The sequence below is a fragment of the Arsenicibacter rosenii genome, assembly GCF_001870735.1.
Taxonomy (GTDB): Bacteria; Bacteroidota; Bacteroidia; order Cytophagales; family Spirosomataceae; genus Arsenicibacter; species Arsenicibacter rosenii.
In genome coordinates this window covers 147,594-161,998 of sequence record NZ_MORL01000007.1, presented here as the reverse complement: position 1 = coordinate 161,998, position 14,405 = coordinate 147,594, and the positions used below count along the sequence as shown (strand labels likewise).

At 53.2% G+C, this 14,405-nt stretch carries 11 protein-coding genes; 6 read left to right on the top strand and 5 right to left on the bottom strand.

From position 1 onward, the window contains the following. Positions 1–38 precede the first annotated feature (38 nt). Genes BLX24_RS15100 through BLX24_RS15090 form a run of 3 tightly spaced genes read left to right on the top strand, consistent with a single transcriptional unit; the run spans position 39 to position 2,504 of the window. Complete coding sequence (locus tag BLX24_RS15100; protein ID WP_083421999.1) at positions 39–1,421, top strand: hypothetical protein; 1,383 nt, start codon at positions 39–41, stop codon at positions 1,419–1,421. Positions 1,422–1,436: 15 nt separating this feature from the next. After that, positions 1,437–2,009 carry a YeeE/YedE family protein gene (locus BLX24_RS15095; protein WP_071503986.1) on the top strand — a complete coding sequence of 191 codons (573 nt, stop codon included), beginning with the start codon at positions 1,437–1,439 and terminating at the stop codon, positions 2,007–2,009. 12 nt (positions 2,010–2,021) lie between these two features. Beyond that, positions 2,022–2,504, top strand: coding sequence for a DUF6691 family protein (locus BLX24_RS15090; RefSeq protein WP_071503985.1), 483 nt, complete (start codon positions 2,022–2,024; stop codon positions 2,502–2,504). Between the two features lie 181 nt (positions 2,505–2,685). Here the strand turns inward: BLX24_RS15090 and BLX24_RS15085 are convergent, their stop codons facing one another. Beyond that, positions 2,686–2,991, bottom strand: a complete 306-nt coding sequence (locus BLX24_RS15085; protein WP_071503984.1) for a rhodanese-like domain-containing protein — start codon at positions 2,989–2,991, stop codon at positions 2,686–2,688. 79 nt (positions 2,992–3,070) lie between these two features. Continuing rightward, positions 3,071–4,417, bottom strand: coding sequence for a D-arabinono-1,4-lactone oxidase (locus BLX24_RS15080; RefSeq protein ID WP_071503983.1), 1,347 nt, complete (start codon positions 4,415–4,417; stop codon positions 3,071–3,073). A 173-nt stretch (positions 4,418–4,590) separates the two neighbouring features. Between BLX24_RS15080 and BLX24_RS15075 the strand changes: the two genes are divergently transcribed. Further along, positions 4,591–5,382, top strand: a complete 792-nt coding sequence (locus BLX24_RS15075) for an NIPSNAP family protein (RefSeq protein WP_071503982.1) — start codon at positions 4,591–4,593, stop codon at positions 5,380–5,382. A 59-nt stretch (positions 5,383–5,441) separates the two neighbouring features. Here the strand turns inward: BLX24_RS15075 and BLX24_RS15070 are convergent, their stop codons facing one another. Together BLX24_RS15070 and BLX24_RS15065 are read right to left on the bottom strand one after the other, a co-directional pair. Next, a complete protein-coding gene (locus BLX24_RS15070) occupies positions 5,442–8,744 on the bottom strand; it encodes a methylmalonyl-CoA mutase family protein (protein WP_071503981.1) in 3,303 nt (1,100 codons plus the stop codon). Positions 8,745–8,815: 71 nt separating this feature from the next. Further along, entirely contained in the window at positions 8,816–9,937 is a 1,122-nt protein-coding gene (locus BLX24_RS15065) for an ABC transporter permease (RefSeq protein WP_310590781.1), read from the bottom strand. On the opposite strand from BLX24_RS15065, the gene BLX24_RS33995 reads away from it, so the two are divergent. Further along, positions 9,863–10,828, top strand: a complete 966-nt coding sequence (locus BLX24_RS33995) for a Uma2 family endonuclease (protein ID WP_310590780.1) — start codon at positions 9,863–9,865, stop codon at positions 10,826–10,828. The genes BLX24_RS15065 and BLX24_RS33995 overlap by 75 nt on opposite strands. A 182-nt stretch (positions 10,829–11,010) precedes the next feature. After that, a complete protein-coding gene (gene guaA, locus BLX24_RS15055; RefSeq protein WP_071503979.1) occupies positions 11,011–12,543 on the top strand; it encodes a glutamine-hydrolyzing GMP synthase in 1,533 nt (510 codons plus the stop codon). Between the two features lie 468 nt (positions 12,544–13,011). Here the strand turns inward: guaA and rhaT are convergent, their stop codons facing one another. Continuing rightward, on the bottom strand, positions 13,012–14,049 hold the full coding sequence (gene rhaT / locus BLX24_RS15045; protein ID WP_071503977.1) for an L-rhamnose/proton symporter RhaT: 1,038 nt from the start codon (positions 14,047–14,049) through the stop codon (positions 13,012–13,014). Positions 14,050–14,405: the final 356 nt, after the last annotated feature.

Sequence of the window (14,405 nt, the reverse complement as noted above, 5' to 3'; positions counted from 1 at the left end):
TCACCATGTCAAGGCATTTTTTACTGATTTTATTAATAATGTACAGTGCTGCCGGCACGGGCTTTTCTTCGGAAACGGACGGACTCGTTCCTGAGGATCAGCCGGTACCGGCAGACTCGGCTAAAGCGATGGCCCGCTTGCTGAAAAAAGGAATTTTCTCTGGCCATGTCCGCTCCTATTTCATGGCTACCGACAACAAACCGGGTTTGACCGATTTCCACGCCCTCGGTATCGGGGCCGGTATCAGCTACCACACCCCCCGGCTTTTCAAGCATGTCGAACTGGGTATCAGCGGCTTTTTTACGTTCAATGCCCTGTCGTCGGACCTGGCAGCCCGCGACCCGAAAACCAATCAGACCAGCCGCTACGAAGTCGGTCTGTTTAACCTGGCCGACCCGAACAACCGGCGCGATCTCGACCGGCTGGAAGAACTCTATGCGCGTATTTACATCGGTCATCAGTCTAAACTGACCGTTGGCCGTCAGCTCCCCCACTCGCCGTTTATTAATCCGCAGGATGGCCGGATGCGACCAACCCTGACTGAAGCGGCGGTGCTGGAATGGAATGAGTGGAAAAACACCCGCTTTCAGCTTGAGTATATCTTCGGTATTTCGCCTCGCTCGACCGTACGCTGGTTTACGGTTGGGGAAAGCATCGGGCAGTATCCGGTTGGCGTTGACCTGAATGGCAAACCCTCGCAGTATGCCGGCCACATCCGGACGAGCGGTATTCTTCAGGCTGGTCTGACGCGGAAGGCAGGCCCCCTTTCGCTGCAGCTCTGGAACACCTATGTCCCGAATGTCTTTAACCTGCTGTATGGCAATGCCGAATGGCGTTCGTCGCAGACAAGCCCTGCTTACTGGATGGCCGGCCTTATGGGTGGCTACGAAGAGGCGATTCGCAATGGCGGCAGCGAGGTGATTACTCAAACATATATTACACCGGGCGCCACGGCCGGCTTTGTCTCCGGCCGGATCGAATACCAGCGTCCGCACTGGCTTGTTAACCTGAATGCCACCCGCATTACGGCCGCCGGGCGGTTGCTGATGCCCCGCGAATGGGGACGCGAGCCGTTATACACCTTTATGTTTCGTGAACGCAATGAAGGGACCGGCAACACCACTGCCTTTACTGCCAATATCCGCTATTCCCCCGTCAAGAATCTGAAAGTTGATCTTGGCACCGGGTATTACCACCTGCCGGACGTGACGGATTATACGCTCAATAAATATGGCCTTCCTGCTTACATACAGGTTAATTTAGGAACCACTTACCAGTTTACCGGGTTATGGAAAGGACTTGATGTACAATTACTTCTGGTCCGGAAAGATCCTCTCAATTCGCCGGTCATTTCAGACCGGTACATCATTAATAAGGTGAGTATGACCCAACTAAACGCAATAGCCAATTTTCATTTTTAATAAACAACTTTCCCTATGGATTTTTTAGAGTTAGTTCGTCGGCCCTGGCCGTGGTACGTTGCCGGCCCACTTATCGGCCTGACCGTTCCGACGCTGTTGCTGATCGGCAATAAGTCTTTTGGCATTTCCTCGTCACTGCGGCATATCTGTGCGGCCTGTATACCGGCCAATATTTCGTTTTTTAACTACGACTGGAAAAAAGAAATCTGGAACCTGGTTTTCGTATTCGGGATATTTATCGGCGGCATCCTGGCCACCAATTTTCTGGCGAACCCGAATGATCTGGTGCTCTCTCCGGACACGGTGGCTGATCTGAAAGCGCTTGGTATCAAAGACTTTGCAGGGCTAATGCCGACTGATCTGTTTGAGGTCTCGAACCTCTTTACACTAAAAGGGTTTATCTTCTTTATCGTTGGCGGGTTTCTGGTCGGCTTCGGGACGCGCTGGGCCGGGGGCTGTACGTCGGGACACGCGATTATGGGCCTTTCGACGCTGCAATGGCCCTCTCTGATTGCCACCTGCTGCTTTATGATTGGTGGTTTCACGATGACACACCTGCTTTTACCGTACATTTTCAACCTGTTTTAAACGCCTCATAACATGCAGAAAGTAGAATTTCCGGAGCCGATGGTGTGCGACGCACCCAACGACATGGCGAAAAAAGAAAGCATTTTTGCAAACGTAAAATACATGGTGGTCGGCATTATGTTCGGAATTGTGTTTGTGAAAGCCGAAATCATTTCCTGGTTCCGGATTCAGGAAATGTTCCGCCTGCAAAGCTTCCACATGTACGGCGTGATTGGTTCAGCCGTTATCGTGGGGATGCTTTCAGTTTATCTTATTAAAAAATTCAATATCAAGACTTTGTCCGGCGAGACCGTGCAGTTTCATCCCAAGAAATTCAACCGCGGGCAGATTTTCGGCGGACTGATGTTCGGTCTGGGCTGGGCTATCACGGGCGCCTGTCCGGGTCCGTTGTTTGCCCAGATCGGCAGCGGCTATGTGGTAGTGATCGCTACGCTCCTGAGCGCCATCGCCGGTACGTGGACCTATGGCCTGCTGCGCGACAAACTGCCGCACTAACACAGTTGCTGGATGCAAGGCGGCAGCGGGCCGTTTAAGTTCCCGACTGGCATAAAAAAGTGGTGGCACGACTCTAACAGGGCCGCCTGGCGGTCGTGCCACCACTCGCTCTTTCGCTCTTTTGCCGCAGCGGCGGCCACTCTTTCACTCTTTGACAGCGCGTCGGCCACTCTTTCGCTCTTTAAATATTCCGCCAGCTACCGGCGTCGTACAGGTCGGTGATGCCCTGGCTGGTCAGAAATCCTTTGGCACGGGCACTGCGCATGCCGGATGCACAACACAGAACAATGGGTTTCTGGTAGGCTTTTATTTTGCCAAGTTTAGCTTCCAGCTGATCGAGCGGAATATTTACCGCCCCTTTGGCATGGCCACCGGCAAACTCTCCGGCTGAACGAACATCAATAATAACGCCCCCCTGCGCGATTACCTCGCCGATTTTTGTATTGTCAGATCCACCACCGAATACGGATTTCAATAGATTCATCATGGTCGTACGTGTTTAAATGATGCCGTAAAACTAGCATCCCTACTCCCGTGATTCCGTGACAAATATCACGAACGGAAAATCATTTGCCGTACAGGTTCTTACTTAAGAAATCGTTGCGGAATTTACCTTGCGGGTCGTAGGTTTCAACCAGTTTTTTGAAATCGTCCAGACGCTCGTAGCGGGATTGCAGTACCGACGGCGCAATGCTGAAGAGTTTCCCCCAGTGCGGGCGCACGTTATACGGTGCCAGCGCCTTTTCGATCTGCGGCAGCACCTTGCTGACGGCCGGCCAATCCTGCTGCCAAGTAAAGTGAATGGCCACGCTGTCCTGTTTATAGCAAGGGCTCATCCAGAGCGTATCGGCCGCAATCGTCCGGATTTCGGTGATCATCAGGTGCGGGCTGATTTGGGCGTGCAGGCGCTCTACCGCCAGAATCGCATCAACCGCGTTCCGTCTCGGCACAAAATACTCGGACTGTAATTCCTTGCCGCTACTTGGCGTAAAGCCCATCTTAAAGTGCGGTAGCCGCTCAAACCACGGGCCGGCTATGCCCAGCTGCTCCGTACAGTTTTCGGCCGACAGTTCGGCTATCGGATGCAGGTTCTTTGCCGATTTTTTGGCCCCGTAAAACTCAGCCTTCGCCTCAAATGGCTTGTCCTTGCCAACGCGGCTCTTGATCCATACCTCGTTGAACCGCTTGTTTTTCCAGTCCGTAAAGAGGCTGACGCTGTAGGCACTTCCGGTAATGTCGTCAAAATGGGCCTTCAGCTGATCCAGCGGCAGGTTTTCGTACACATACTGACGTACCGAAAACGTCGGTTCAATGTCAAGCGTCACTTTGGTAATTACCCCCAGTGCACCGAGGTTGACTACGGCTCCGTTGAACGTATCGCCGTCTTTTTCTTTGGATAGCTGAATAACATCGCCCTTGGCATTGATCAGTTCGAGACCGGAAACCGCCGTAGCCAGATTGCCGTTTTTATTCCCCGATCCATGAGTCGCAGTAGCACAGGCACCGGCCACCGAAATATGCGGCAGCGAGGCCAGGTTATGAACCGCGAACCCCTTGCCGTGCAGATACGGCGACAACTGTCCGTAATTCATCCCTGCCTGGATCGTTACTTTTTTAGCCTTTGCATCCAGCGAAATTACCTCATGCAGGTCTTTCAGCGACAGCAGTTCGGTCGACGTATCGGCAATGATATTGAAGCAGTGGCGTGTACCCAGCACCTTAAACTTAGCATGCTGTTTCACAAACACCTTCGCCTGATCAAGCGATTTTGCAGCTGTCAGCCGGTCGGTACTGTAGGTCAGGTTACCGGCCCAGTTTTTTAGTTTTTCGCCGGCACTCCAGGCCGATAAGGGGGAAAGTAGTGGTGCTGCCAGCATGGCAGAAGAGAGTTTTAAAAAGGTACGTTTATGCATGGTTAAGGGGCTCAGTTACTGCATAAAAGTAAGGAATAGTATGAAATTACGTATCGTTGTCCGACAATAATTCAAGAAGGCTCCTGAAAAAAGAAGACAGTAAAAAATGCCCTTTTTTCGCTTATTTTAGCACATTGACGCTATTCCGTCAGCTTTACTAGTCAGAAGAATACATGAACCTTACCAAGTCGATCCTGCTCACCGTATGCCTCGGGGCAGCGCTGGGCGCGCAAACGCTGTTCGCGAAGCCCCGGCCAGAACGCCCGGCCGCTACGTCTAAGTTTTACGAAATCCGTGTGTATCACGCTGCTCCCGGCAAATTCGACGCCATCGTTGACCGCTTCCGGCAGTACACGACTAAGATTTTCGAGAAACACGGCATGGAAAACATCGGATACTGGCTGCCAACCGATACCAGCCGCCACGAAATCATTTACATCCTGGCTTACCCGAGCCGCGAAGCCCGCGACGCTTCCTGGAAAGCCTTCGGAGCCGATCCGGAATGGAAGGCCGTTGTGGCCAAAACCGAAGCCAACGGCCGTCTGGTGTCAAAAGTCGATCAGGTATTTATGACCGAATGGGAGCACTCGCCCAAGCTGAAATTAAAGGAGAAAACGCCGAACCGTACGTTTGAACTACGGACCTATACGGCAAGCCCCGGCAAGCTCCCGGACCTGCTGTCGCGCTTCGAAAACCATACGATGAAGCTGTTTAAAAAGCACGGTATGGAAAACATTGCCTACTGGATCACCACCGACCCAACCAAACCCGACGATTCGGGTCAGCCACGGTTGGTGTATCTGCTGGCGCACCCAAGTGCAGCTGCGGGTGAAGCCGCTTTCAAAGCCTTCCGGGCCGATCCGGACTGGGTGAAAGCCAAAGGCGAATCCGAAAAGAACGGTTCGCTGACGGTGAAAGTCGAATCAACCTATATGACCCCAACCGATTATTCGAAAATTAAATAAAGGGTAAGTAGTCACAAATCGGGAACCGGTACAAAACCGGTTCCCGATTTGTTTTTACGCTACATGTTCCGCCGGTATTGCCCGCCGACCGCATACAGCGCATTCGATAACTGGCCGAGCGTACAGACCTTCGTCGCCTCCATCAGCGCGGCGAAGACATTGCCGTTTTCGAGCGCCGTCTGTTGCAGAACCGAGAGTGCCGTTACGGCTTCATCGCGGTGCCGCTCTTCATACGCCCGGCATGCCTCTACCTGAAACGTTTTTTCCTCCGTGGTCGAACGAATTACCTCAGCCGGTACAATCGTCGGTGAGCCGGCCGGATCCAGGAAGGTATTCACCCCGATAATCGGCAGTTGCCCGTTGTGTTTCAGCGTTTCGTAATACATCGACTCTTCCTGAATCTTACTCCGCTGGTACATCCGTTCCATCGCACCCAATACACCGCCTCGCTCATTGAGCGACAGAAATTCCTGATACACTGCTTCTTCCACAAGGTCCGTCAGTTCTTCGACCACAAACGACCCTTGGAGCGGGTTTTCGTTTTTGGTCAGCCCGAACTCGCGGTTAATCACCAGCTGGATCGCCATTGCCCGCCGCACCGATTCTTCGGTCGGTGTGGTAATGGCTTCGTCATAGGCGTTGGTATGCAGCGAATTGCAGTTGTCATAAATGGCCAGCAGTGCCTGTAAGGTGGTCCGGATATCGTTGAAGGCAATCTCCTGCGCGTGCAGGCTCCGGCCCGATGTCTGGATGTGGTATTTCAGTTTCTGCGACCGGTCGTTGGCCCCGTATTTGTGTTTCATGGCCTTAGCCCAGATGCGCCGCGCCACCCGGCCCAGCACCGTATATTCGGGGTCCATGCCATTGGAGAAAAAGAACGACAGGTTCGGGGCAAAATCGTCGATATGCATCCCGCGGCTCAGGTAATATTCGACAAACGTAAAGCCGTTGGAGAGCGTAAAGGCCAGCTGCGAAACCGGATTGGCACCGGCCTCGGCAATGTGATAGCCGGAAATCGACACCGAATAAAAGTTACGCACCTGCTGTTCAATGAAATAGGCCTGAATATCGCCCATCATGCGGAGGGCAAATTCGGTCGAGAAAATACAGGTATTCTGCGCCTGATCTTCCTTGAGAATATCGGCCTGCACCGTACCCCGTACCCGCCGGAGCGTATCGGCTTTGATTTTTTCGTAAACATCGCGGGGCAGCACCTTGTCGCCGGTAGTGCCGAGCAACAGCAGGCCAAGACCGTCGTTGCCGTCGGGCAGTTCTCCGTTATAGGCTGGTTGGCCTCCTGCCTGTTGCGGGAGTGGCAGGTTATGCTGTCGGATATAGCGTTCGCACTGCTGATCAATGGCCGCATTCAGGAAAAAGCCCAGCAACATCGGCGCGGGCCCGTTGATGGTCATCGACACCGACGTGGCCGGATCGCAGAGATTGAACCCACTGTAGAGTTTTTTGGCGTCATCCAGCGTACAGATGTTCACGCCTGAGTTGCCGACCTTGCCGTAGATGTCAGGCCGGTAATCCGGATTTTCGCCGTAGAGCGTCACCGAGTCAAAGGCCGTCGAGAGCCGTTTGGCGGGCATGCCTTTCGAGACGTAGTGGAACCGGCGGTTGGTGCGCTCCGGCCCGCCTTCCCCGGCAAACATCCGCGTCGGGTCTTCGCCTTCGCGCTTCAGCGGAAACACACCGGCGGCATACGGAAACTCGCCCGGTACGTTTTCGGTCATCAGCCAGCGAAGCACATCGCCCCAGTCGTGGTATTTGGGCAGGCTGACTTTCGGAACGCGCAGGTGCGAGAGCGTTTCGGTAAACAGCGGTTGCCGGATTATCTTGTCCCGTACCTTAAATTCGTAAAAGTCAGCGGTGTACTGTGCCTGCATCTCCGGCCAGCGTTTCAGCAGGTCACGGCAATCCGGCAATAACCGGGCTTCAAGCTGATGATAAATAGCTTGTAGTGCTTCCCGGAGTGATGTCTGTTCCGGTTCCGTCAGCGACTTTATTGTACCATTTATCTGGTACAGCTGCCGGGCAATGGCTGCCTGATCACGCACCAGCGCATCGTACCGGCGGCTTTCTTCAACGATTTCGGCCAGATACCGTACCCGTTCGGCGGGCATGACCGGCTGCGATACCGTACCACCCTGACCGACAGGATCACCTGCTTTGACGCCAAAGCCTACCTTCTGCATCAGGACCGTAAAGAGCTGATTCATGCCGGCATCGTTGAACTGAGCCGCAATCGTACCGATAATCGGCAGGTCTTCATCGGCAGTTGTCCAGTCGGTATGATTGCGGCGATACTGTTTCCGGACATCGCGCAGGGCATCCAGCGAACCGCGCTTATCGAATTTATTGATGGCAATCACGTCGGCATAATCCAGCATGTCGATTTTTTCGAGCTGGGTAGCTGCCCCGTATTCGGCCGTCATCACGTAGAGGCTTACATCGGCGTGCTCCGTGATTTCGGTATCGGATTGCCCGATGCCCGAGGTCTCCACAACAATCAGGTCAAAATGTGCCGCTTTACACACATCAACGGCATCCTGCACATACCGGCTCAGGGCCAGGTTTGACTGCCGCGTAGCCAGTGAGCGCATGTAGACCCGCCCGCCGCTCGCTACCGGATGGATGGCGTTCATACGGATACGGTCGCCGAGCAACGCCCCGCCGGTTTTCCGCTTCGACGGATCCACCGAAATAATGGCCATCGTCTTATCGGGATAGGTTCGCAGAAAACGCAGTACCAGTTCATCCACCAGCGACGATTTCCCGGCCCCGCCTGTGCCGGTTATGCCTAACACCACCGATTGACTGCCGGCCGGTGCGGTAAACACCTGCGTGAACTGTTCAGGAGTATTTTCGGCGGTAGTAATCAGTCTCGGAATGGCATCCCGGCTGATGGGCTGTGTGCCTGATGCCGGCGGCAGGGCATAATCACACTGTTGCAGCAGATCGTCGATCATGCCCTGAAGTCCCATTTCCCGACCGTCGTCGGGCGAATAAATGCGGGCGATCCCATAGGCGTGAAGTTCGGCAATCTCCGCAGGCAGAATCGTTCCGCCGCCCCCGCCGAATATTTTTATATGCCCTGCCCCGCGTTCGTGCAGGAGGTCATACATATACCTGAAAAACTCAAGGTGTCCGCCCTGATAGCTGGTAATGGCAATGCCCTGTACATCTTCCTGAATGGCACAGTCGACGATTTCGGCCACAGACCGGTTATGCCCCAGATGAATGATTTCGGCACCGGATGCCTGCATGAGCCGGCGCATCAGGTTGATGGCTGCGTCGTGTCCGTCGAACAGCGAGGCCGCCGTGACAATCCGGATTTTATGGTTATACGATGGTTTCATGATTGTGTTTATGCTGATGAAGCTTTGAAAAGTCAAAGTTAATCATCGGATCAGCACAAAAGTATGCAGCATCAGGCTTTAAATACGAGGGCTTTAATTGGCTGGATGCGGTTGATAACAAACGTTGGCAACCACAGTACGGCCGCAATCACCAGCACCGTACCGATGTTGAGGACTAAAATAAAGGGCCAGTTCCAGACAATAGGCACATAGCTCATGTAGTAATTTTTAGGATCGAGCGGAATGATCCGGAAGGTGTCCTGAAGCCAGCAAAGCCCGATACCGATGACGTTGCCGAGCACCAGCCCCCACACGACCATGTTCAGGCCGACGTAGAGAAACATGCGCCGCAGCAGCCCGTTGGTGCCGCCAAAGGCTTTCAGGAGTCCGATCATCGGCGTGCGTTCCATCATCAGCACCAGGAGTACCGAGACCATGTTAAAACTGGCCACAAACAGGATCAGGACCAGAAAAACGGCCGTGTTGGTATCAATCATCAGCATCCAGTCGAACAGCGCCCGATAGTTGTCGGTCACCTTGCTGATGCGCATGTCGGGAGTGATTACATTCATTACCTGCCGGTAGGTGTCATCGAGCTTATCGAAGTCCTTGACAAAAATTTCGTAGGATGCGACCGTATCGGCTCCCCAGTTGTTCAGGCGCTGGATCATGCGGATATCGCCCATCAGCACCGTATTGTCGAACTCCTCCAGCCCTGTTTCGTAGATGCCCGACACAGTCAGCTTACGCGGGCGCGGGGCATTGGTTTCGCCCCCCAGAAAATACATAATCACATGGCTGCCTGTCTCCAGCCGCAGCTGATCCGCGATCTTTTTGCTGAGTAGCACACCCGTCGAATAGGCCGTGTCTTTCGAAAAATCAGGCACACGACCCGCTACCAGCGACTCTTGCAGCATCGACCAGTCATAATCGGTACCCACGCCTTTCAGGACCACACCCGCCAGCTCGTCGGGGGCTTTCAGGATACCGGCTTTCATCGCCACGGCCTGGATGTGGCGCACACCGGGAATACCGGCCGCCTGATCATACACCTTCGTATGCAGCGGCAGCGGACTGCCTTCGTAGGAGCGGTTGAGCGAAAATTTAGATACCTGCAGATGCGCACCAAACAGAAAGACTTTCTGCGCAATGGTTTGTTTAAAGCCAAAAAGAACCGCAAAGGCAATAATCATTACCCCCAAGCCAATGGCGATACTGGCGATACCAACTTTGGTGACGGTCGCCGAAAAGCTGGCGATAGGAGCATGACGGATGCGTCGGGCAAGAAAAAAAGGGACGTTCAAGGGATCAAAACCGTTTGTTTGTTGTGGGCTGGCGCTGGTGCACCAGGCGAACAGCGCCGTAAAAATAACGGTTTTGGCAGGCGAAATGATTTGCAGGCAGCTTTTCTTGTGTTTGAACTCATCCACGAGGACATTCTATCCAACTGTTACCTTAACGCTGCTTGCTCCCCCTCGTTATTATTTATATATTTGACTACAAACAGTTTTGGTAGTGTAATGATTATAACGACGGCCACATCCGGATTCCCGACTTTTCTGAGGACGATTGAGGAGTTTGAAGCCTGGGAGAAACAACAGCCTCATGAGGGCAGCTATGAGTTTGTCCGCGGACGCATCATTCCTAAACCCTCAATGAAACAGGAAGAGTTTTATATTGCCGATTTTCTGACTCGTAAATTTATCAGAACGAAAGCTTTTGAAGCAGGCCATACCCTTATGGCCGAAGGAGATTCATATATTGACAACGTCCGGAAGCGGATTCCGGATTTAACCTATACCACGGCCCAACAACATAAAGCAATACGTTGCGGAGAGCGGATAAACACGTTTTTTGCGATTGAGATCCTTTCGGAATCAGAATCGTATGACGACGTATTGGAGAAATTACAGGATTATTTTGACGGTGGCACAAAACTTGTCTGGTACATTATTCCCAAACGCCGGAAAATTTTTGCCTATACATCGCCGGATGAGTCAAAAGCCTATAAAGAGCAGGATGTTATATCAGCATCTCCCCTTTTACCAGACTTTTCCTTTACCGTATCAGATTTGTTCGCGTAAGTACCTGAATGACCTTTTGTAGCCGCTGGACGGGCGGCTGGTGAACGGGATTTGATACCCCGCCTCATACGACTGCTTTTGATGACTATCTCCCTGCTAAACCACCCTCTCTCTTCTCTACTTTTAAAAATAACTTGCCCACCTCGTTCAAAATGCAGAACTTTGCGTTTTGAAGACCTGTCATGGCAACCGAACAAATTCTGATTCTTGATTTCGGTTCGCAATATACCCAACTCATTGCTCGCCGGGTACGCGAACTGAACGTTTACTGCGAGATTCATCCCTACAATCACATTCCTGCGATTACGCCCGAGGTTAAGGGTATCATTCTTTCCGGCAGTCCGTGCTCTGTACGCGACCAGGATGCCCCCATGGTTCATCTGGCGGCTTTCCGTCACAAACTACCTGTTTTAGGCGTTTGCTACGGGGCTCAGTTACTGGCCCATACCAGCGGCGGCGAAGTACAGCCCTCCGCCCACCGTGAATATGGTCGTGCGAAATTAGGTACCGTAGATGCGGAAAGCCCGCTGATGCAGGGTATCGACCAGCATTCGCAGGTATGGATGTCGCACGGGGATACCATCACGCAGATTCCGGATAACTTCCGGATCATTGCCTCGACCGAATCGGTACGGGTTGCCGCGTTCCAGGTAGAAGGCGAACAGACCTACGGCATTCAGTTCCACCCTGAAGTGACCCATTCGCTGCAAGGTAAACACCTGCTGCAAAACTTTGTGGTCGACATCTGCGGTTGCTCACAGGACTGGACATCAGCGTCATTCGTAGAAAGCACCGTTGCCGGCCTGAAAGAAAAACTCGGCGACGATAAAGTGGTTATGGCCCTGTCGGGTGGTGTCGATTCATCCGTAGCAGCCATGCTCGTACACCGTGCCGTCGGTCAGAACCTGTTCTGTATTTTCGTCGATAACGGTCTCCTGCGCAAAGACGAATACGAAAACGTTCTCGAATCATACAAACACCTTGGTCTCAATATCAAAGGTGTCGACTCAAAAGACCAGTTCTACCATGCGCTGGAAGGCTTAACCGATCCGGAAGCCAAACGGAAAGCCATCGGTAAAACCTTTATCGATGTGTTTGATCAGGAATCTCACCTGATTGAAGATGTCGTCTGGCTGGGTCAGGGAACAATCTACCCGGACGTTATCGAGTCGGTATCGGTAAAAGGCCCGTCGGCCACCATCAAGTCGCACCACAACGTAGGGGGGCTGCCTGATTTCATGAAGCTGAAAGTGGTGGAGCCACTGAATACACTCTTCAAGGACGAAGTCCGGGCGGTAGGCCGTACGTTAGGCCTGCCGGACAACATCCTGAAACGTCACCCGTTCCCGGGCCCGGGCTTAGCCATCCGGATTTTGGGCGACATTACGGCCGAAAAAGTACAGATCCTACAGGAAGTAGATGCGCTGTTTATCAACGGTCTCAAGCGTGAAGGCCTCTACGATCAGGTCTGGCAGGCAGGCGCGATTCTGCTTCCGGTACAGTCGGTAGGCGTTATGGGCGACGAACGGACGTATGAGCGCGTTGTGGCCTTACGGGCCGTTACCAGTGTCGACGGTATGACCGCCGACTGGGCGCATTTGCCATACACCTTCCTGGCCGACATCTCGAACGAGATCATCAACAAGGTCAAAGGCGTCAACCGCGTCGTATACGACATTTCCTCGAAACCACCGGCCACCATCGAGTGGGAGTAGGGGCGACCCCACGTAATTTAGCCATGTAGGGGCAACCCCACGTAGTTTAGCCATGTAGGGGCAACCCCACGTGGTCGCCCGAAGTCTCGTGGTCGCCCAAAGCGCTAGATTGAGACTACATATGACAAAAAAAGAAGGGGGAACGTTTTACGTTCCCCCTTCTTTTGCCCCCAACGGGGCTGTATCTGTAACACAGGGCACCACCCTGTGCAGCACCGCACTGACGACCCCATGCAGGGCGACCACGTAGGATCGCCCCTACTTCGAACCGCCATGCAGGGCGACCACGTGGGATCGCCCCTACTTCGAACCGCCATGCAGGGCGACCACGTGGGATCGCCCCTACTTCGAACCGCCACGCAGGGCGACCACGTGGGATCGCCCCTACTTCGAACCGCCACGCAGGGCGACCACGTGGGGGCGCCCCTACTTCGAACCGCCACGCAGGGCGACCCCGCGTGGTCGCCCCTACTCAGCTAAATAATTGCCGATACCGACAATGACTGACGACAACACTACGGTCATAATCCCCAGCGAAATCGTACGCATCGTCGACCGGCTCGAGCCTTTCCACTCGTTCAGGTACAGACCCCAGAAGCTGCTGAAGGCAATGATAAAGGCCATGTGCAGCGTCCAGCCCGAGAAGCGATACTCGCCCATTTTGCTGTCGCCCATGCCGTAGAAAAAGAACTGGAAGTACCACGTCACACCCGCCAGGGCGCAGAAAATGATATTGGCCACAATCGGCGTCGAGATGTTGGTATAGTCGGTATATGACTTGTTTTTGATGTTGAGGTAGATCGTCCAGATAGCGTTGGTGGTCAGGCCACCCAGCAGCACAATCACCAGCGGGGCGTTGTTGGCATATAGCGGATCAGTACCATTCTGCAACGCCAGCTCGGCAATCGGCTGACCGGCCGTCAGGCCAAAGGAGAAGCAGGCACTCATCACGCCCGAGAAGATGGCCACCATCAGGCCTTTCCTCAGATCAAATTCCGCGATATTCGCTTTTTTTGCCTCCTCGGGCAAGTCTTTTTCTTTCATCATACCGGCAATCCCGCAGATCGAAATGCCCAGCACACAAACCGCCACGCCCAGCACAATCACCTGGCCTGAAGTCGTACTGACCAGCTGACCAAACTGACCGGCCCAGATCGGCGGCACCAGCGTACCGAAGACCGCACACAGGCCAAGCGCCACGGCCATACCCAGCGAAAGCCCCAGATAACGCATGGCCAGTCCGAACGTTAAGCCACCGAACCCCCAGAGCACACCCCAGAAGTATGTCCACCATTTGGTTTCAGACGGTGCATTTGCCAGCACATCAAACAGGCCGGGTACTGTAATAGATCCCAGCACCAGCGGAGCAATTACCCATGAAAAAATACCGCCTGTCAGCCAGTAACTCTCCCAGGACCAGCCTTTTACTTTTTGATACGGAAGGTAAAAACTACCGGAAGCAAAGCCTCCTAATGCGTGCAGGACGACGCCCCAAATTACTCCCATTTGACTATTTTATTTTTTCGTGACTGATGATTCCGTGTCAAAACGTTGCCGCCGGTTTCCGGTTGCGGGCAACCATCAACAAATCTGGTTTATAAATACCGGTCAACTCTCCTGCTCTCTCCTGAAAAATAGTACAATACAAAGCACAAATTGACTCTCAGCCAGTTATGTATTAAGGAAAAGAGTATGTCTGTAATGACCTCAGCTTTTTCTGAAAAGGCAGTCTTCAGCCTTACAACCCGTACCGTAACGGCTCTGTATGCTAAAGCACTTTTCAGAAAAATATAACTAATCACAGGATAGTACATGATACTCAACTACGGGAATCATCCGTACTTTGCCCAAAAACCAGGACT